The organism is Reichenbachiella agariperforans (genome assembly GCF_900142205.1).
GTDB classification, from domain to species: Bacteria; Bacteroidota; Bacteroidia; order Cytophagales; family Cyclobacteriaceae; genus Reichenbachiella; species Reichenbachiella agariperforans.
In genome coordinates, this window is the sequence record NZ_FRAA01000003.1 from 85,871 (window position 1) to 105,236 (window position 19,366).

Annotated in this window: 10 protein-coding genes; 4 read left to right on the forward strand and 6 right to left on the reverse strand. The window is 43.1% G+C overall.

Annotation, left to right across the window (positions count from 1 at the left end; translation table 11 throughout):
- Nucleotides 1-214: 214 nt before the first annotated feature.
- Nucleotides 215-1,276, reverse strand: a complete 1,062-nt coding sequence (locus BUB99_RS09655; protein ID WP_170863771.1) for a LacI family DNA-binding transcriptional regulator — start codon at nt 1,274-1,276, stop codon at nt 215-217.
- Between the two features lie 165 nt (nt 1,277-1,441).
- Between BUB99_RS09655 and BUB99_RS09660 the strand changes: the two genes are divergently transcribed.
- From BUB99_RS09660 to BUB99_RS09670, 3 genes are all read left to right on the forward strand, one after another.
- Nucleotides 1,442-2,482, forward strand: coding sequence for a sugar kinase (locus BUB99_RS09660; protein ID WP_073121962.1), 1,041 nt, complete (start codon nt 1,442-1,444; stop codon nt 2,480-2,482).
- Nucleotides 2,483-2,566: 84 nt separating this feature from the next.
- Complete coding sequence (locus BUB99_RS09665) at nt 2,567-3,787, forward strand: 6-phosphofructokinase (protein ID WP_073121964.1); 1,221 nt, start codon at nt 2,567-2,569, stop codon at nt 3,785-3,787.
- Between the two features lie 4 nt (nt 3,788-3,791).
- On the forward strand, nt 3,792-4,463 hold the full coding sequence (locus tag BUB99_RS09670; protein ID WP_073121966.1) for a bifunctional 4-hydroxy-2-oxoglutarate aldolase/2-dehydro-3-deoxy-phosphogluconate aldolase: 672 nt from the start codon (nt 3,792-3,794) through the stop codon (nt 4,461-4,463).
- Between the two features lie 119 nt (nt 4,464-4,582).
- On the opposite strand, the gene BUB99_RS09675 is transcribed toward BUB99_RS09670, so the two are convergent.
- Both BUB99_RS09675 and BUB99_RS09680 read right to left on the reverse strand, forming a co-directional pair.
- Nucleotides 4,583-8,731: a two-component regulator propeller domain-containing protein gene (locus tag BUB99_RS09675; protein WP_073121967.1), complete on the reverse strand. Its 4,149-nt coding sequence runs from the start codon at nt 8,729-8,731 to the stop codon at nt 4,583-4,585.
- A gap of 229 nt (nt 8,732-8,960) precedes the next feature.
- Nucleotides 8,961-14,414 (reverse strand): MBG domain-containing protein, encoded by a 5,454-nt coding sequence (locus BUB99_RS09680; protein ID WP_073121969.1) that lies wholly within the window; start codon nt 14,412-14,414, stop codon nt 8,961-8,963.
- A gap of 357 nt (nt 14,415-14,771) precedes the next feature.
- Between BUB99_RS09680 and BUB99_RS09685 the strand changes: the two genes are divergently transcribed.
- On the forward strand, nt 14,772-15,572 hold the full coding sequence (locus tag BUB99_RS09685; protein WP_073121971.1) for a DnaJ domain-containing protein: 801 nt from the start codon (nt 14,772-14,774) through the stop codon (nt 15,570-15,572).
- 27 nt (nt 15,573-15,599) lie between these two features.
- Here BUB99_RS09685 and BUB99_RS09690 read toward each other — a convergent pair whose 3' ends face one another.
- The 3 genes from BUB99_RS09690 to BUB99_RS09700 are packed head-to-tail and all read right to left on the reverse strand — an operon-like array spanning nt 15,600 to nt 18,933.
- On the reverse strand, nt 15,600-16,979 hold the full coding sequence (locus BUB99_RS09690) for a GH1 family beta-glucosidase (RefSeq protein ID WP_073121973.1): 1,380 nt from the start codon (nt 16,977-16,979) through the stop codon (nt 15,600-15,602).
- A gap of 1 nt (nt 16,980) precedes the next feature.
- Nucleotides 16,981-18,039, reverse strand: coding sequence for a glycosyltransferase family protein (locus tag BUB99_RS09695; RefSeq protein WP_073121975.1), 1,059 nt, complete (start codon nt 18,037-18,039; stop codon nt 16,981-16,983).
- An 18-nt stretch (nt 18,040-18,057) separates the two neighbouring features.
- On the reverse strand, nt 18,058-18,933 hold the full coding sequence (locus BUB99_RS09700; protein ID WP_073121977.1) for a UDP-2,3-diacylglucosamine diphosphatase: 876 nt from the start codon (nt 18,931-18,933) through the stop codon (nt 18,058-18,060).
- Between the last annotated feature and the right edge of the window lie 433 nt (nt 18,934-19,366).

A 19,366-nucleotide genomic window follows, 5' to 3' on the forward strand; every position in this document is an offset into this window, starting at 1 on the left:
AATACCTATTCCTATAAATACGTGAATCCCGTATTTATTTTAATCTTAGAATTAAACAATTTCGTATAGAAATAATCAAATAACACAGCTATGAAAATGTTAAAGAAATCTATTCTATTCTATACCATTTTGTTGAAAGTATTGCCAGTAATGCTCTACTTGATCTTAGTATAATCAGCTATTGACTCTCCCTAGTGGGAGATGTCAACTTTTTTCAACCCACCACCTCTTCTGGTTCCTCCCTGTAGGAATTAGCAAAGCGCAAGTTTTCCTTAGAAACCACCTCCAGCGGCATGTATTGATACTGCTTGATGGGAGCATTTGCGATGAGTTGTTTATACAGCACCTGAACACTTAGATTGCCCTGTAGATTCGGATTTTGATCTATAATAAAATCCACATGACCGTTTTCCAGTGGCGCAATATTCTCTTTGACTAAATCATACCCTACAATACGTTTTTTACGCGCAAGATTGGATTCATCTATCATCGATACGATCTGATAGGATCGAGAATTAGGCACAAACAAGTGCATCCCCTCTCCTTTGATGGAATTCAAAACCTCTGTCAGCTTTACTTGATTCTCTACATTGATCTCATGGATCCGTCCAGCATTCCAACCTTGATCCACATAGTACTGACGAAACCCATCGATACGTTCATCAATCGTCTTGTTGAGGCTATCAAAATCCGTATATTTCAAAATCCATGCATCATGTCCTTCACCATAACCATAATTGAGCAATCGAGCAGCTAGATAGCCACTCTGCACAGAATCCTGACCTATGAAGGCCAATGGTGCAACCTCTTCCAAGTTAGAATCCACAAAAACGAACGGAATAGCCTTAGACTTCAATCGCCCACAGATATCGGTAGCTTCCTCTTCCATCAAGGGAGCTAAAATCACTGCATCAGGCTCACCATCAATAGCCATGGCCGCTTTAGTCAAAAAAGACCCTTGGTTACTTCTATCAAAGGGGTAAAACTTAAGCACCATCCCTAGCGACTCATACTCTTCAGCAGACTGTTCGATCCCTTGGCGTTGAGTCTTCCAATAATCATTGTCCAAGGGTAGTATTACAGCGATTTGATACACCTTATTGAGCTTCAGATTACGCGCAAATACATTAGTAGTGTAGTTCCCTTCTTTGGCAATTTTGAGTACTAAATCTTTAGTAGCCTCTGCCACCTCTCCTCTTTTGTGCAACACGCGATCGACCGTCCCCACAGACACGCCAGCTTGTCTGGCGATTTCCTTGATGGTAATTCTTTTCATTGAGCCAAAGATGAAAAAAAAGATTGAAATAATTTGGAGCATCCTCAAATAATATTACATTTGTGAACATTCGTGTTCGTACACGATGCAATCACCCTTCAATCGAAGGGCTTTTTTAGGAGGGCCACCGTGTTCGAACACGGTAATTTGAAAACATTTAATATTATGAAAAAAGTTGTAACATTCGGAGAGATAATGCTAAGACTAGCACCACAAGGATTTTTGAGATTTTCTCAAGCCAATTCTTTCGATGTAGTCTATGGTGGTGGTGAATCTAACGTGGCTGTCTCATTGGCCAACTACGGAGTACCTGTTGATTTCGTAACAAGATTACCAAAGAATGATATCGGCGAGTGCGCATTGATGGAAATGCGTAAAAGAGGTGTAAACACCGACAAAATTGTATTCGGTGGCGACCGATTAGGCATCTACTTCCTAGAGACTGGTGCAGTCAGTAGAGGAAGCAAGGTAGTCTATGATAGAGCGCATTCATCTATGTCTGAAATCACTGCAGGCATGATCGATTGGAAGGAAGTGTTTGATGGAGCAGAGTGGTTCCACTGGACAGGAATCACTCCTGCTATTTCTCAAGGAGCAGCAGATGCATGTCTAGAAGCCGTCAAAGTAGCAAGCGAAATGGGGATCACCATCTCTACTGACCTTAACTACAGAGCAAAATTATGGAAGTACGGTGGAGACCGTGAGTCTATCATGACAGAGTTGACTTCATACTGTGATGTCATCCTCGGAAACGAAGAAGATGCAGAAATGCACTTTGGCATCAAGCCAGAAGGCGTATCTGTACAGACAGAAGGACACAACGTCAAGGCGGAAGCTTTCCTATCTGTATGTCAACAAATGATGGAGAAATTCCCGAAAGCAAAGAAAGTAATCACTACGCTCAGAGGTTCGATCTCTGCATCACACAACACATGGGCGGGCGTATTGTATGATGGCAAAACCATGCTAGAGACACGTCAGTATCAAATCACAGATATCGTGGATAGAGTAGGTGGTGGTGACTCATTCATGGGTGGATTGATCTACGGATTGTTGAAATACCCAGAAGATGATCAAAACGCACTTGATTTTGCGGTAGCTGCATCATGCTTGAAACACACGATCAAAGGTGACGCTAACTTAGTCACTGTAGACGAAGTAGAAAAACTAATGGGTGGCGATGCCTCAGGCAGAGTCGCTAGATAATATCTCCTAGATGGGGGCTGGTGTTTGATTGCATAGTACTTCGGTACAGAATCCAGCCCCCCATTTTTTCACCCCACACCTAATATGACACAGAAAACAGTAGCCATCATCTGCGGAGGAGGTCCCGCACCAGGAATCAATACCGTCATCAGCACAGTTGCCAAGATATTCATGGCAGATGGATATCGCGTATTGGGCATCCATGAAGGCTACAAAGGGCTACTTTCTCCTAATCCTCGAACAGTAGAGTTTGACTTCTACTACGCAGACAGGATATTTAGCAGAGGTGGATCTACCCTACTCATGAGTAGATTCAAACCTAAACAGGAGGATTTTAATACACGTCTTTTTGTGGAAGAAAACGTGAGCTTATTGGTAACTATCGGTGGTGATGACACAGCCAGTACAGCCAATAGACTCTCCAAGTATCTAAAAGAAAATAACGTGGATGTTGCCAATATCCATGTCCCAAAAACCATTGACAATGACCTCCCTCTTCCAGACAGGAATCCAACGTTCGGGTTTCACTCTGCAAAGGACGAGGGCGTTAAAATCGGTAATACGATCTATGAGGACGCGATCACGAGCAACAACTGGTTCATCATGTCTGCCATGGGGAGATCTGCCGGACATTTGGCTTTTGGTATCGCATCGGCATGTCACTTTCCTATGTTGATCATCCCTGAGATGTTTAACAAAACGAAAGCAACACTAGAAAAAGTGGTCACACTCATTATTTCGTCCATGCTCAAACGTATGATCATGGGGATCGATTATGGTGTGGCATTGGTCAGTGAAGGCGTATTTCATATCATCGATGAGCAGGAGCTCAAAGATTCAGGCATTCTTTTCACCTATGATGCTCACGGTCACCCAGAGCTAGGCAATGTCAGCAAGTCCAACATATTCAACGTTCTCGTACAAGAGAAACTCAAAGAATTGGGGTTGGAAATGAAAAGTCGACCGATCGAATTAGGTTATGAACTGAGATGTTGTCGTCCGATTGGCTATGATCTTACACTGTGTACCTTATTAGCGATTGGGGTCAAAAAATTATACGACGAAGGCATCAGCGGATGTATCGTCACCACCAACTCAAGAGGAGACATCACACCTATGTATCTGTCTGAATTCGAAAATGGAGATGGCGTAATCCCTCCACGTCTCGTAGACATAGATGCAGAAATCTCTAAATTGAGCTTCAAAAACCTTCACTTCATCAAAGAGAAGGATTATGAAAAACTGGGAACGTATGTAGACAATCCCGAACAATATGATTTTAATAAAATATTAAACTGGAATTAAGAAAATGGCACGATTTACAAGAATAGACGTTGCGTTGAAAATGAAAGAAACAGGTGTAGTACCTGTATTCTATCACAAAGATCTCGAAGTGTGCAAACAGATATTGAAAGCATGCTATGACGGTGGTGCGAGAGTATTCGAATTCACCAATAGAGGGGATTATGCCCACGAAGTTTTCGGCGAACTGAACAAATTCGCTGCTAAAGAAACCCCAGAAATGATCCTCGGGATCGGATCTGTAGTAGATGCTGGTACTACTTCACTTTACATCCAGTTAGGCGCCAACTTTGTCGTATCTCCTATTTTGAATCCAGAGATGGCAAAAACGTGTAATAGAAGAAAGATCTCTTGGTCACCAGGATGTGGCTCATTGACAGAGATTTCTTATGCAGAAGAACTGGGTGCCGAAGTAGTCAAAATCTTCCCTGGCTCTCAAGTAGGCGGTCCATCGTTCGTAGCAGCTGTCAAAGGCCCATTCTCATGGTCTAGCATCATGCCGACAGGTGGTGTGGAGCCTACAGAAGAAAACATGAAAGGATGGTTCGATGCAGGCGTGCACTGTGTAGGTATGGGATCGAAACTATTCTCAAAAGACGCAAGTGGAAACTTTGACTATGCAGCAGTCACTGCAAAAGTGAAAGACACACTAGCGATCGCTAAGAAACTAAGAAAGTAATTAGTAATTGTTTTTTAATTAGAGGCGATAGTCTGCCGCCCTTACAGACTATCCAATTTGAAAAGCCACTCCGAAGAGTGGCTTTTCTTTTGTATTATAGGCTCTAAAAACACACCAAATCAAGAAACCGAAGGAGTGTCTGTAGGCAAATACCCAAAATACTCCTTAAAGCACTTCGTGAAATACGAGGGAGACGAAAACCCAACACTATAGCTGACTTCTGATATGTTCGTATTGCCTTGTTCGATCAATTTATGGGCACGATTCAGTCTCACATTTCGTGTAAATTCGTTGACGGAACTACCTGTAATAGCCTTCACTTTCCGATACAACTGACTCCTACTCAGGTTCAATTCATCTGCTAGAGATTCTACCCTCAGGTCTGTTTTGGAGATATTGGCATGGACATAGTCTAATAGTTTTTGGATAAATCCCTTGTCAAGTGTCGTTGTACTTCCTACATCCTCCTTCGTAGCGGTTCCTTTAAAATACTTGGCAAAGAGCACCTCACGACTCTGAACCAACTGAGACAGTTGACTCAGTACCAATCGCATATCGAAAGGCTTGGTGATATACGCATCTGCACCAGTATCTATTCCTTCGAGATGCTCATCTGCACTACTCTTAGCTGTCAGCATGAGGATAGGAATATGACTCGTATTCAAATTGCCCTTTACCGCTGCACATAGTTCTAGTCCTGTCATACGCGGCATCACTACATCCGTCAAAATCAGATCAGGGATCTCTTTGACTGCCATTTCTAATCCTTCTTGTCCATCTTTAGCCATCAACACCTTATAGACTAGACTTAGCTCATTCTTCAAATACTTTCGTAGTTCAAGATTATCCTCCACGACCAAAATGGTTTTTCGCTTTTGCTCAGGCACGACCTCTCTCTCCTCGCTAGCCACTAGCCTCTCGCTATAATTTGGCGTCATCAGGGTTTCATCAGGTAGAATTGCATCTACTTTATCACCTTCTTCCAAATGATCATCCCCTAATCGGAAACAAAGTACAAATGACGTCCCCACGCCCACTTCACTTTCCACTATAATGTCTCCTTTATTCAAAGTGATGAAATCCTTGACGACTTCAAGTCCAATCCCTGTGCCTCCAAAATAATCCTTGTTCTTTTTGTCCACTTGATAAAAGCGCTCAAAAATCTTATCCAACTGATCTTCATCCAAACCTGGACCTGTATCTCGAATCCTAATTTTCAAACTATAAACCGTGTTTTGATCTGAATAGGTATGGCTAGCAAGCTCTGTATGCACCTGAATACTCCCCTGCTGAGGCGTAACTTTAAAAGCATTGGAAAGTAGATTAAACATTATTTTTTCCAACATCCCGCGATCCATCCATAGCAGCTGCTCGGTTGGATTTGGTATCACGTCCAAATCTATTTCTTTAAAAAGAGCTTCCTCTTGAAAGTAATCACAAACGGCTCTAACGGCATTTTCTACATCCAAAAGTTCCGCTTTCAGTCTTAACTTTTGAAACTTCAATTTTCTAAAGTCCATCAACTCATCAATCAATCGTTTCAGCAAGTCAGAGTTTTTGTACATCACTTGCAGCTTATCCAACATACGCTCTGGCAGCGCTACATTAGGATCATGCAGTATATCTCTCAGCGGATTCATGATCAAAGTCAAAGGCGTCCTAAATTCATGTGAGATATTGGTAAAGAATTGAATTTTTTTATCATTCAGTTCTTCCTCTCTTTTTCTATTTTCCACAGCTGTGAGCACCGCTTGCTTATCGTGGACTCGTATCTTAATCACCCTAAAAAACAGATACAGTAGAAACATAAACATGGAGAGATATAGCATAAAAGCTGTTTTGGTCTTCCACCACGGAGGTAAAACTGTAATCGTCAGTTCTCGAACTTCATCTCCCCAAACACCATCGTTATTGGCTGCTTTGACCCGAAAGACATACTCTCCACTCGTCAAACTGGTATAGGTAGCGCTTCGCTTGTTACCTACATAGTTCCAGTCAGACTCTAACCCCTCCAGATAGAATGCATATTCGTTTTCTTCTGGTCTGGTATAGTTCAATCCTACAAACTGAATGGTAAATACAGACTGATCATGCCTCAAAGTGATCGCCTCGGTCTCTGAAATAACTTGCTGTAGAATTGCATTATTCTGACTCGGCAATACTGGTTCGTTGAACAAACGAAACTCTGTGAGATAGACCTTTGGTTTAACCCTATTGGTGATCAAATCCTTAGGATTGAAATAGTCAATCCCCGCATAGTTGCCAAAAAACAACTCGCCCTTGTTATTTTTGTGCGTCGCGTTGAAATTGTATGCATTAGACAGCAATCCATCATGCACCGAATATTGCTGAGTGAATCCAGTATCAATGTCCAAAGAGGTAATCCCAGACTGACCACTTAGCCAAATCTTACCTTGATCGTCTTCTATGATACCACTTATGGTTTCTTGCAGTAGGCCGTTTTCAGAATTGTACCATTCGAAACGAACAGTGGATGGATCATAACGACACAGCCCCCCTCCGTCCGTACCTATCCACATATTGTGCCTTGAGTCCTCAAACAAGGAAACGACATGGGTAATACTAGCATGATGCTTTGCATCCCCTTGAGGCAACTTGATTTCCTCCCAAGAGGTGATATCCCCACCCGCATGCGAGAGTCTATACAACCCTCGTGTACTCCCTACCCAGACATCATTTTTAGTATCGACTAGTACTGTACGAACATCTACGTTAACCAATTCATTTTGCAAAAAATCCTCTCCAAGATAGGTAGTAAACTGTTTCGTCTTGGGATCAAAAGACAAAAGACCGTGTCCAAACGTCCCCAACCACAGGATACCGCTTGTCCCTTGTGCCAGCGATATGATACGAATCGACTCAGTTTCTCCTTCATTATTCACGAGATTAAAATGCTGAAAGCGTTCGCTTCCCTCGGGCAGATAGAACAATCCTCCCTCCCAGCTGCCTGCCCACAACCCAAAATCCTGATCCATTAACAGTGCCTGCACGGCTTTATTTTTCATTCCTTTGATTCGCGGATCATGTCCTAATGTATGTTCGAATATGCCAGTTTCGGGATCATAAATATCAATACCACCCCCATCCATACTAATCCAGTACTTCCCTTGACGATCTTCTACAATACCACTAACAGAACCCACATGTAGCGAATTCAGGTCATTCGCCTGACTAATGAGATGATTGAACTTGTCATAATTCGGATCATATAACCCTACCCCTTTGTCATAGTAGCCGAGCCAAATACGGTCGTTATGATCTCGATAGAGTGACCAAATTGAGTTCGCTTTAATATGATCTCCAGCGAACTTGTCATAGTAATAGCTATCCACTACCTCCCCCTCTTCGTTAATTAACCACAGCCCATCATTTTCTGTCCCGACGAGCATCAAACCACCCTTATCCTCCATCATGGATAAAATGCGCTTGTTCGATACGGGTATATTTTGTTTCGACCAAATGCCATTGCCCCGATCATCACGGTGCGAGAGCCTAAAAACCCCCTCCAGCTGAGTCCCTACCCAGAGATCTCCATTTTTGGATTCGTAAAGAGAAATAATCGACCCTCCCAATTCAAACCCTCCGCTAGCATCGTCAAAAGTTGCTTTCTTTACTTGTTTGTTTTTTGAGTCAAAAATCATCAGGCCTTCGCTACTCGCGAGATACACTTCACCAGAAGTAGTCGTCAATATCTGCTCAATCTGTAGCTGCCCAATTGAAGTACGTTGGACAGAAATCTGGTCAGTGGTCTCTGTCTGGCGATCATAACGCAGCAGCCCATAACCTCCTGCAGAAAAAAGCAGATTGCTTTGATCGTCCTCCGCCATTGCTAAGTATGAACGATCACTTACATCGACCCCATTTACTATAACTTTCAACCGGTCGAAAGAGTCATTATCCTTATTGAACCGACAAACACCATTGTCTGTTATGACCCACATGACTCCCTGACTGTCATTGTAAATACCAAAAACCACATTGCTATTCAGAGATGTTGAATCATTTGGCTCAAAATTATACTGCTTGTAATCCAACCCATCATAACGATATAGACCTCCCCCAAAAGTACTAATCCAAATGAACCCTTCTTTATCTTGAGCAAATGACGTCACGGCACGTTTACTCATTCCTTCGTCTATCGCAGTAAAGACGTATTGGTTTAGTCTCTCCGTCCCATGAACGGCCATCACCACACCCATCAGTACCACTACTAGGCTATAGCAGCTCTTTAGTAATCTTCTAACCATGAATCCTTGTCTTCTTAACCAACCTAATATTACCCGCAATTGACGAAAAAGCCAATTATATCTATATCACATATTCAACAATCGATGCGACAGATGTTGCATCTGACTCTTAGGTCAGCAATTGGGTAAGTCCAGTAATCCTGTAACGTATCCTAGAAATCTACATTACGCTATAAACACAAAAAGCGGCCTGATATCAGGCCGCTTTCGGTTGTTGTGAAAATCACTGTTATCGAACTATTATCTTCTGTCGCTTGATGAAGTTCGATTCTTCATCTATGATTGCAAAAATGTACAACCCTGCTTGCAACGCACTCACATTATACTGCCCTTGACCTTGGGATAGCCTCATATTCATGACTTGATGTCCTTGGATATCGTAGACTAATACTTGGCCTTTATCTATTTGTTTAGCCACTATCGTTACTTGATCCATCACTGGTACAGGATAGAAACTTATCTCTTGCTCCAAGTCATCCGCTGACAACACTTGATTTATTACCAATGTCGCACTCGCATCGCCTGTATAGTTAGGCTCATCTATGGTAGCCACTACCTGATAAGTTCCTTCTGCTGTAGGTGCGGTAGATGATCCGTCATAGGTCAATATCACATTCAAGCCAGCTGGACTAGTCGTCACTGTCGGTATGATTGCTGAACCATTAGCATGTCTGTCTAAATCAGTAATAGAAATCGTAGCAGTGGCAACTCCTATGGTCAACTGACCTGTGACATACACAAAGCTATAGTTCACATCCGAAGCACCTGCTGCAGTGATATCGTACTGGCCTATATCACTACTACTCGTAGCTGTGGTACTCGCTACAGGAGCAGTATCTAGCATTGATGCATCGTCCGCATTTACAAATCCTGAATAAGCCATCGTCAACTCAGGCAGTTCCTCCCCAAAGACCATCGTCTGATCATCTGGAGTTACCGTCAGTTCCTTTTGTGCTATCGTCAAGGTTCCATTCACCAAGGTGATCTCATAGTTATCTGCCTTTGCGACTACTGATTTAGAAGCACTACTTTGTCTAGCAAGCTCTTCCATAGTATTAAAGGCTAAGACTATATCATAGGTACCCGCATTGACTCCTCCATCTACAGAAGCTGTCGGGAGGGAGAGCAAATTCTCATGGCTCTCCCCATTAATGAAGCCACTATATGTCATACCAAATTCTGGAATGGTCTCTCCATAGACTAAAGCATGATCATTAGCAGTGATGGTCAATGGTATTTTATTCACTGTTAATGTACCATTGACTGTGGTAATACTGTAGTTACCCTCAGAAGCCTCTTTGTCTATTTTGGCATTGGCTGATTGGCGCGCTAAAGTATTAGCACTGGAAGAAACAAGGATAGTATAAGTTCCTGCATTGACACCATCTCCATCCACACTTAAAACATACTCTGTATCAAGAGCTGATTCATCTTCTCCATTCACGAAACCGCTATAGGTCATGGTAAGGGCAGGAATAGCATCTCCATAGTTGATCTGCTGGTCATCAGCCGTCACCGTCAAGGCTGCCGGTGTAATCTCTAATGAACCCGCTACTAGTGTAAATGTATAATTGGAAGCTTCTCCTCCAGTGACATTAATCACATAAGTTCCTGCATCACCAGTTGCATCTGTCGTCAAGGTAGGCTCTGTTGTCAGGTCTGACACATCATCTCCATTAACAAAACCAGTATAAGTCACCATTAGCTCAGGAACTGACCCATTATAAATAACCTCCAAGTCATCAGCAGTAGCTGTCAATGTCGCAGGACTGACTTCAAAGCTTTGTTGCTGAGAAATAGCCTCTGCATAATCTTCATCTCCAGCTTGTGAAACCTCTATAGTCACTGTACCTACACCGGTCAAATTGACTCCTGCATCCGAAATCGTCGCTGGCCCATCAACGACTCTATAGGTCAACTCTAAACCAGAGTCCACCGAAGCATCCAAATCAACTGGTTCTGCTCCGTATACTTGGTCTGCAATCGCAGCAAAAGTGATGGTTTGAGTCAACTTATCTATTACAGTCACTGTGGCAGTGGCAGTCGCCGAGTTACCACTAGCATCCGTAGCTGTCAGGGTTACCGTATGTTCACCTATTTCTGCATCCGTGAATGTGGTCACATCCAAGGCAAAAGTCAATGCACTACAGTTGTCCGAAGACCCATTGTCAATATCCTCTGTCGTAATCGTCACAGACGTATTACCATCTAGTCCCACGGTGATATCCTGCGTCACGACCTCTGGGTCTGTGACATCCTCTGGTGTAATCGTCACCGTAGTAGACATATCACCGCTACACACTACACTTGGGTTAATGTCAGCCCCTTCTATAATATTTTCAGCATCATAGACCCCTTTGATCACTGCGTCATTGCCATTACCACTTTGGTCAGTGATCACCATGTCACTAGCCGCAAAAGTCATGTCATTAAAAGTGTAATAGGCTACCAAATTGGCTTCATCCCCTGATAGCGAGGTATTCATGTTATCGAGCAACTCCTGATGCGTACGAACACCATTCCAAATCCTCACTTCATCCTCCGTCACTTGACCATACCTCTGAGCATTAGCTCCTATGGCTCCTAGCTTGATAGTCGTCCCGCTACCTCTCTGATCAATCGTGGAAGCCAAATACCCCACGCTAGTACCATTGATGTATAGCGTCATGTTGTCATTCTCTTCGTCAAAAACAAAAGCCAAGTGACTCCATTGATTTGCTGGTACCGCCGTATTACCCACCAGTTTTGAGAAACTTGAAGAACTGTACATCGCATAAGCTTCAGGAATTCCATTCGATTGCAACCTTAATATATACCCTCCTGATGCATCATAGGTCTCTATAATTGGCACGTAATTGTTGTAAGTACTAGGGTTGATCCATGCTTCTAGTGTAAAACTGCCCGACAATTGCATCGTAGTAGAAGATGCGATTTCAGCATATGCAGCTGTACTGGTTCCACCAAACTGCACGGCCTTGTTATCTTCAGATGCCTCTAACTGACCACTCACATGATAAGTAGTCTCGGCATTGATGGCTGTCGTTTCGAAATCCAATGCTTCTCCATCTCCCGCTATAGGTCCTGCTATATTCTCATCCGCAGCATTGCGCAGATAATAGCTGATCCCTTCCATAGAACTCGCCAGACTAATCGTAGCAGTTGATCCTGGACAAACAGATGTAGTCTCTGTACTCACCACCGCATCTTCTATCAATGACGGAATCGTGACAACTGCCGTAGCTGTTGCTTCATTGCCTGAGGCATCCGTCACGGTTAACGTCACCGTATTTTCTCCAGACATGGTGCAATCAAATTCACTCTGATCTAGCGTCATGACCAAGTCACCAACTGCTGTACAGTTATCAGTCGAACCATTGTCTATGTCCTCAGCAGTGATCGCTGCATTGCCATTCGCATCCAGTTGTACAGTGATATCTTGTGCGATCGCCGTAGGAGCAGTACCGTCTCCGACGGTTACCTCAGACATCATCGACACCCCACATACCTCATGATAAAATACTCCATTCACCCAGTCTGTTGCTGGATCCATGCTTGTCAACGTACCATCATTGTCACCAGCAAGATCTGTCAAAACAGAAGATCCTTCTTGGTTAAAATCAAAATAGGATACGAGTCCCGTTTCTGCCCCAGTTAGGGCAGCGTTCATATTATCAGATATCTCTGTAGAGGTTCTCTCGACACTCCATAACCTGAGCTCATCCATCAGCCCCGAATAACTATCAGTAGCATTATTAAATGTCAACGCTCGGCCGATATTTAAAGTAGCCCCAGCTCGCTTGGGCAACAAACCTGTCGGGTTCACTTCGTTGGTTCTAGTTTGTTCCACTCCATCATAGTAAGCTTTAACACCCGCTGTACCCCCATCATAAGTCACTGCTATGTGCGTCCATTGGTTAGTTGGTGGTTGAGGAAACTGAAAATAAGTATTGGGTGATCCGTTTCTATCATGAACAATTGTCAAATAACCTGTTGTACCCTGAACATAGATTTGAATATCACTAGCTCCACTCGTACCGTATTCTACCAACGCATGTGAATAGCTTGTATTAAAAGAGGATTTAACCCAAACCTCCATGGTATATCCCTGATCATAGTTAAAATCTACATCTTCTCCAGCAGCAACATATTGATTTCCCTGAGCAAACTCCAACGCATAGTCTTCTACCTCATCAGGTTCGGCGTAGACGTTGAATGTAGTCGTCTCACTGAGTGTACCTGCATCAAAGTCTAACGCATTGCCTGTACCAGCAATCGGACCATCTACGACACTACCCGTTGCACTATTTCTTAGGTAATAACTCACGCCTACTTCAGACCCTCCTGTAGAGATGGTCACATCAGATGATGTACCATCTGGGCAAAACTCGGTCACCGAGCTAGTCAAGGTCTCATCTGTGATAGTCGAAAGAACGGTCACCGTTGCTTCGGCAGTATTGCTATTGCCTGACTCATCTGTCACCGTCAGTATCACCACGTTTTCTCCTACATCTGAACAGTCAAACTGCGTCTTGGATAGTGAGTAAGTCAACGTTGACGAACAGACATCTGTAGAACCATCATCTACCATGTCTGCCGTAATGGCTACCTCATTGGTCGTCTCATCTAAGGTCACACTAATGTCTTGAACCGTCACTACTGGGGCAGTTACATCTTTGATGCTCAAAGTACGTGTATAGGACTTTGTTTCTCCGTCGTAAGTAGCCGTAACCGTCACATCTGTATATGGCATATCTGCACAACTAAACTCTAGCTGGTTAAAACTATACGTAATAGCACTACAGGCTGAACTGTTTTCATGATTGAGTTCCTCGACTGTATAGCTCGCTTCTCCATTTTCATCCAAAACGATCCCTGTACTAGTATAAACTGCTATATCCACATAGGGCTCTACAGTAATGATCGCTATATCCGTGTCAGTTCGTCCACCTTCATCCACTACTGTCAGTGTCACGGTGTTTTCTCCCAGATCATCACAAGTAAATGTAGTTTTGTCAAGGCTAAAATTAGTGATCGTAATGTCACAGTCGTCTTTAGACCCGTTATTGATTTGAGCCGCGCTCACGACTACTTCAGGCGCATTATACCCTAGTGATACAGTTATGTCCTTTGCAATTGCTGTAGGGTTCCCTGGGTTTAGACACTGCCCTCTATAATCTATATCGTCGATATACAAATTCACTGCAGAGCCATTTCCATTACCATGTCTAAATGCAATATTAGAATTTGATGTACCTGTATAAGTGGAAAAGTCATAGGTATATGTTTGCTCTGTAGAAGACAAGGTATAGCTCTGAGCAATATGAAATGTCGAACCTACATAAAAGCCCATATCCAAGGTCATTGTGCCTGAGTATCCTTTATACGCTTTAAAACTAATCACACCATCTACATTGTTGAGATTTGGTGTAAAGGCTATCCCTCCATAGGTAGAGTTCATGGCTAACTCCCCATTATAAACCTGAATCGACCCATTCTCACGCCCGTTGTATGGTGCAGTATAATAAGAGCTCCAACAATCAGGAAGAACCGACCGATCATTAGGATCTGGTACGACATCAAAATTCTCCATCACATTTTGAAATGGAGCTGTACATTGGGCTTGCCCTGAAGAATACTTCAAGGACAACAAACCCATCATTATCAGTAAGGTTAACTTTTTCATATTAATTCGAATTGATTTTCACCTCGAATAAACTACAAAGACAGACTCTATATATGCACAGTGTTTGTTCGCTAGCTACCTATGTGTATTTGTCAGTATCCAATTAATATTTGATTTTCGAATTATGAATAAAGTCTAACTCTGGTGAATTCTACTGAATTGCACTACTGACTTCCCGAAGTTGTCATTACAGCTATTTCCGTATATTTAGATTTGTCGAGAGATTATAAGTTGAGCCTTTGAAAAAATTGATCCCCAAAAAGAGCTATTGAATCAACTCTAATTTTTTAAACACTTTTCCCTAACAAACACCCAATTCTTTTTAGCTTTCCACATCCAAAAAACAAACTCCTCCACGTGACGCATAACTACTATCTTGACATACTGGGTCTCCATGAAGGTGCTACAAAAGCAGAAATAAAAGCCGCCTACCGTTCCCTATCTAAGCAATATCATCCAGACATTAGCAAGTATGAAGATGCCAAAGAGCGTTTCATTCAAATCCATGAGGCTTACAAATTTTTAACCACTGTAGGTCCTCGACCTCAGACGATCAAACCCTCTCAGTCTGACTATGACTATGATCCAGAGGCAGAGGCATACCGTCAGTATCGTGCCAAAGCCAGAGCCTATGCACAGCAGCGTACACGCGATGCGATCCGAGAAAAAAATGAGCTAATCAAATACCTACTTAAATTCTTCAATGTGGGTACAGTCGCCATGCTGCTGTTCAATATACTGCTGGAGGTAGACACTTACCTACCCCTACAAACTGATGACTATCAAGTGGTCAACAGACAAGTAGCTCCTGAAAGAGGTAAATCCTACGGGTACTATGATGTCGTTCATTTTCCAGACTTTCATATGAAGTTCGACAAAGGAGATGTTAAATACATGCGAAAGAATCAAGTCGCTACTGTACACCGGTCAACTATCTTTTCTCTGCCCGTGACGATGGATTACCGCTCGACTCAGGGAGATATCATACACCTCAAGCAGAGAGGCAGCATGATGGGGTTCTTTAATTTTTTGATCAAAATAATCCTACTGGGTGCATTGCTCTATCATTTTGTCTTTATGACCCTAGATACGAAACTGTCCATGGCGATCTTCTTGACATTCCTTTACTTCTTCGAACTGTCCATCTTTTTCTCTTGACAGCCTGTCGTTCTACAATCAAAAAAGCTAAACCATCGACTTCTTGGGATCATCGCTAAGCATCACCTTAGATGACTTCAAAAAGCGCGAGTACCAATACCCAGAGTCCTTCACGACACGTTTTTGTGTCTCAAAATCATTGTGTACTATCCCAAAACGAGGCGCGTACCCCTCTGCCCACTCAAAGTTGTCCATCAGTGACCAAATAAAGTATCCGTCCACTTTCACTCCGTTGCGTTTCGCTTTGAGCACCTCGGAGATATAGGACTGCAAAAACTTGACTCGGCGTGGGTCCTTGACATAGCCGCTATCAACCTGATCATCAAACGCTACGCCGTTCTCAGTCACTAGGATTGACTTGACATTCTCATAGCTATTGAATCGCTTCAACATCTTGTAGATCCCTTTGGGATAGACCTCCCATCCCATTTCCGTCCTTTCCACATCTCTGTCTTCGGCTTTTACAATCTGTCCCTGTAGATAGGGAATGTACCAGTTGTGCCTGACTACCTCACGCGTATAGTTCTGTAAGCCTACAAAATCAAAGTCAAAAGGCATATTCTTCTCATCATCTACTTCCAAATAGTCCTCTACGCGCTTTGCGATTGGTAGATCTTCCACAGGATAGCCTAGCCCCATCGCTGGTTCTATAAATAAGCGGTTGAGCAAGGCATCAAAACGCTTAGCCGCTTTGATATCCTTCGTCTCTTGACTCGCTGGATCGATATGTGAGCACGAAAATGTAGTCCCGATATGCGCATCTGGACATAGGTCACGAATAATCCGTCCACCCAGACTCTGACACAGCGTAGCGTGATGCATCGCTGGTACGAAATTTTTAATCCCTTTGACGCCTGGTGCATGATACCCTAAAAAATACCCTGCTCCCGTGAACACCATTGGTTCATTGAGCACCATCCAGTTTTTGACTCGGTCACCGAAAAGTTTGACACATGCCGTGACATACTCCTCAAACCAGTGCAACACCTCACGGTTGACCCAGCCCCCCTTACGCTGAAGCGCAAGCGGAAGATCCCAATGATACAGGGTGATCCACGGCACCACATCACTGGCTAGGCAGGCGTCTATCAATCGGTTGTAGTAGTCCACTCCTGCTTGATTGATATAGCCCACTCCTTCTGGAAAAATACGAGACCAAGCAATGGAAAACCTATAATTGGGAATATTCAACGACTGGATAAGTGCTACATCTTCAGCATAGTTATGGTAGTGATTGCAGGCATGGTTGCCATTCGACCCATCCTGAATTTTACCTTTTTTAGAGACAAACTGATCCCAAACAGAAGGCCCTTTGCCATCACTATCATGTGCACCTTCTATTTGATAGGCCGCAGTACTCACTCCCCAATGGAAATTAGGGCCAAAATCGTCTTTCGTAAAAATCATATTAGGATAATATTTTCAGGATTGGCAAGGAGAAAAGCGGGGCTTTTTTCTTCACCTCTTCTATTTCTGGTGCGGAGATATGCTCCTGCAGCACCTTGTCGATGATAAACTGGGTCTGCTCAGGAAAATAAACAGGAATCTCTTTTCCCTCATCTACCCATTCTTGCAGTACTTTTCTACTCTTCTTGCCTAGTTTAGGGAGTACTGGGACTCCTAACTCGCGCAGACTCTCTGCGTTAAAATGCTGCTCATACTGACGCTTCATAGGGATCACCATCAGTTTCTTAGTCAGGTACATCGCCTCAGCAGGCGTCTCAAATCCAGCCCCACACAACACGCCTGCACTAGCAGCCATACTCTGCACGAACTTCATCCCATCGATGGGTTGAATATGGACGTTGCCTTGGCTATAATCTTTCGTCGTGTGTTTAGAGAAGACCTCCCACTTGGCATTCTTTATTTTCGCCAAATTTTTGATCAATTTCTTGTCACCATAGGCAGGTAGATACACCGTAAAGTGTCCCATATCTGTGATCTCCTGATTGCGGATATCATTGCGAATGATGGGCGTAAAAATCTTGTTATCATACTTTCTAAAATGAAAGCTATAATAGTCACTGGCAGGTGCATAGTTTTTGAGAATCTGAGACCCCATCCAATCAGCATGTTTTGGTTTGGGTACCAAACTAGAACGCAACGCACTTTGATGGCTAAGCGCAATACACTTTATCCCTTTGATTCGACAAGCCCACGCTGACACGGGTTCAAAATCATTGATCACCAAATCATAGTCCTGCACAGGGCAGCTCTTGATATCACGAATCAGTCTTCGGACACTTGCTCTTCGAAACGTCTTGAGTATATCCACTCCGCCACCTTTACCAAAGATAAAGCTCAACCCATCATAGCGATACTTGACTGGAAAAGGAACTTTGAGATCTGCCTGTATCCCACTGATGAGCACATCCACTGTGACCCGTTTTTCTAATGCGGGAATCACATCCATGGCACGGCTCAAATGACCATTTCCCGTTCCTTGTATCGCGTATAATATCTTCATTGACTACTGCTTAATCTCTTAATTCTTCAACATCTCTTGGAGCATACGCCCATAGAGTTCTTTCGGCGTTTTGTCGGACAAATCCATGATCTCTTCTTCTAACTCTTGCTCTCTATCCTTTCCTGTTTTCAACTGAGGAAAGTCCTCGTCCTTGAATTGAAAAATCGACCACTTGCCATCATTGTACTCCAGTGAGGTCAAATTTTCTATCCAGTCTCCCGAGTTTAAGTACATGACGGGTTCCTTCTCTGTGACATACTCTCGCATTTCGGGATGATGAATGTGTCCACATATGACATAGCGAAACCCATTGTCCGCGGCAATCTCTGTTGCGGTTTGTTCAAACTGGTTGATGTATTTCACCGCGCTCTTCACGCTATTTTTCACTTTCTTAGAAAGCGAAATCCGTCCCTTTCCCATAAATTCGCTGACGAAATTGACCACCTGATTGATCATAATGAGCGAATCATACCCTATCGCTCCCAACTGAGCTACCCAGCGCGAATGCTGCATCGTGATATCAAATACGTCTCCATGAAAAACCCAAGCCTTCTCTCCATTCAGCTCTAACACCATCTTGTTTTGCAACTCGAATGACCCGACCGTGAAGCCTTCGAACTTACGCAGCATTTCGTCATGATTGCCCGTGAGATACGTTACCTTGACACCTTTTGAGATCCACTTAAAGATATAGCTCACGATCTTCATGTGGCTTTTGGGCCAGTAACGCTTACTAAACTGCCATATATCTATGATGTCACCATTGAGAATTACTTCCTTGGGAGATATACTCTTGAGATAGACGAGCAGCTCCTTCGCTCGACAACCATAGGTGCCTAGGTGGATATCTGACAATATAAGGATATCAACACTGCGTTTTTCTGACTTCTTCATCTAGTTCGACTTGAGTGGCGATCTTAACGATCCGGTGAACTGCGAAATCATAGAAAAGAAAAACTGTTGTACTGCTCTGAAAAGATACACAACCCTGGCACGCTTCGAGTGGTGGGGCATTCCTTTGAATGATGGAGTGGTTAGTTGAATATTCATGCTCGTTTATTTACAAAAGTGATAAACACATGTTACTGAGCCATTTACTCATCATTATTTTTGTATTAATAGCAAGAAAGGCATGTTAATGAATGTACAGCTACATGAGCTATTTGATAACATTGGACGAAGTTTGGGATAATGCTACACAGAGGACATGAATACCATCAGCAGAAGTATGTAACATTCCCTCGTCTGACTGTATGAACCACAAAATACATTTTACTGCTTTCCGCAAGCCCACTTAATAGCCAAAAATTGGTTTTTCTACTTTGTG

Excerpts from the sequence above, each read along its gene's own strand:
- BUB99_RS09660 (WP_073121962.1), top strand. The coding sequence starts at position 1,442 with ATGAAAAAAGTTGTAACATTCGGAGAGATAATGCTAAGACTAGCACCA.
- BUB99_RS09665 (WP_073121964.1), top strand. The coding sequence starts at position 2,567 with ATGACACAGAAAACAGTAGCCATCATCTGCGGAGGAGGTCCCGCACCA.
- BUB99_RS09695 (WP_073121975.1), bottom strand. The coding sequence starts at position 18,039 with ATGAAGATATTATACGCGATACAAGGAACGGGAAATGGTCATTTGAGC.
- BUB99_RS09680 (WP_073121969.1), bottom strand. The coding sequence starts at position 14,414 with ATGAAAAAGTTAACCTTACTGATAATGATGGGTTTGTTGTCCTTGAAG.
- BUB99_RS09655 (WP_170863771.1), bottom strand. The coding sequence starts at position 1,276 with ATGAAAAGAATTACCATCAAGGAAATCGCCAGACAAGCTGGCGTGTCT.
- BUB99_RS09690 (WP_073121973.1), bottom strand. The coding sequence starts at position 16,979 with ATGATTTTTACGAAAGACGATTTTGGCCCTAATTTCCATTGGGGAGTG.
- BUB99_RS09700 (WP_073121977.1), bottom strand. The coding sequence starts at position 18,933 with ATGAAGAAGTCAGAAAAACGCAGTGTTGATATCCTTATATTGTCAGAT.
- BUB99_RS09670 (WP_073121966.1), top strand. The coding sequence starts at position 3,792 with ATGGCACGATTTACAAGAATAGACGTTGCGTTGAAAATGAAAGAAACA.
- BUB99_RS09675 (WP_073121967.1), bottom strand. The coding sequence starts at position 8,731 with ATGGTTAGAAGATTACTAAAGAGCTGCTATAGCCTAGTAGTGGTACTG.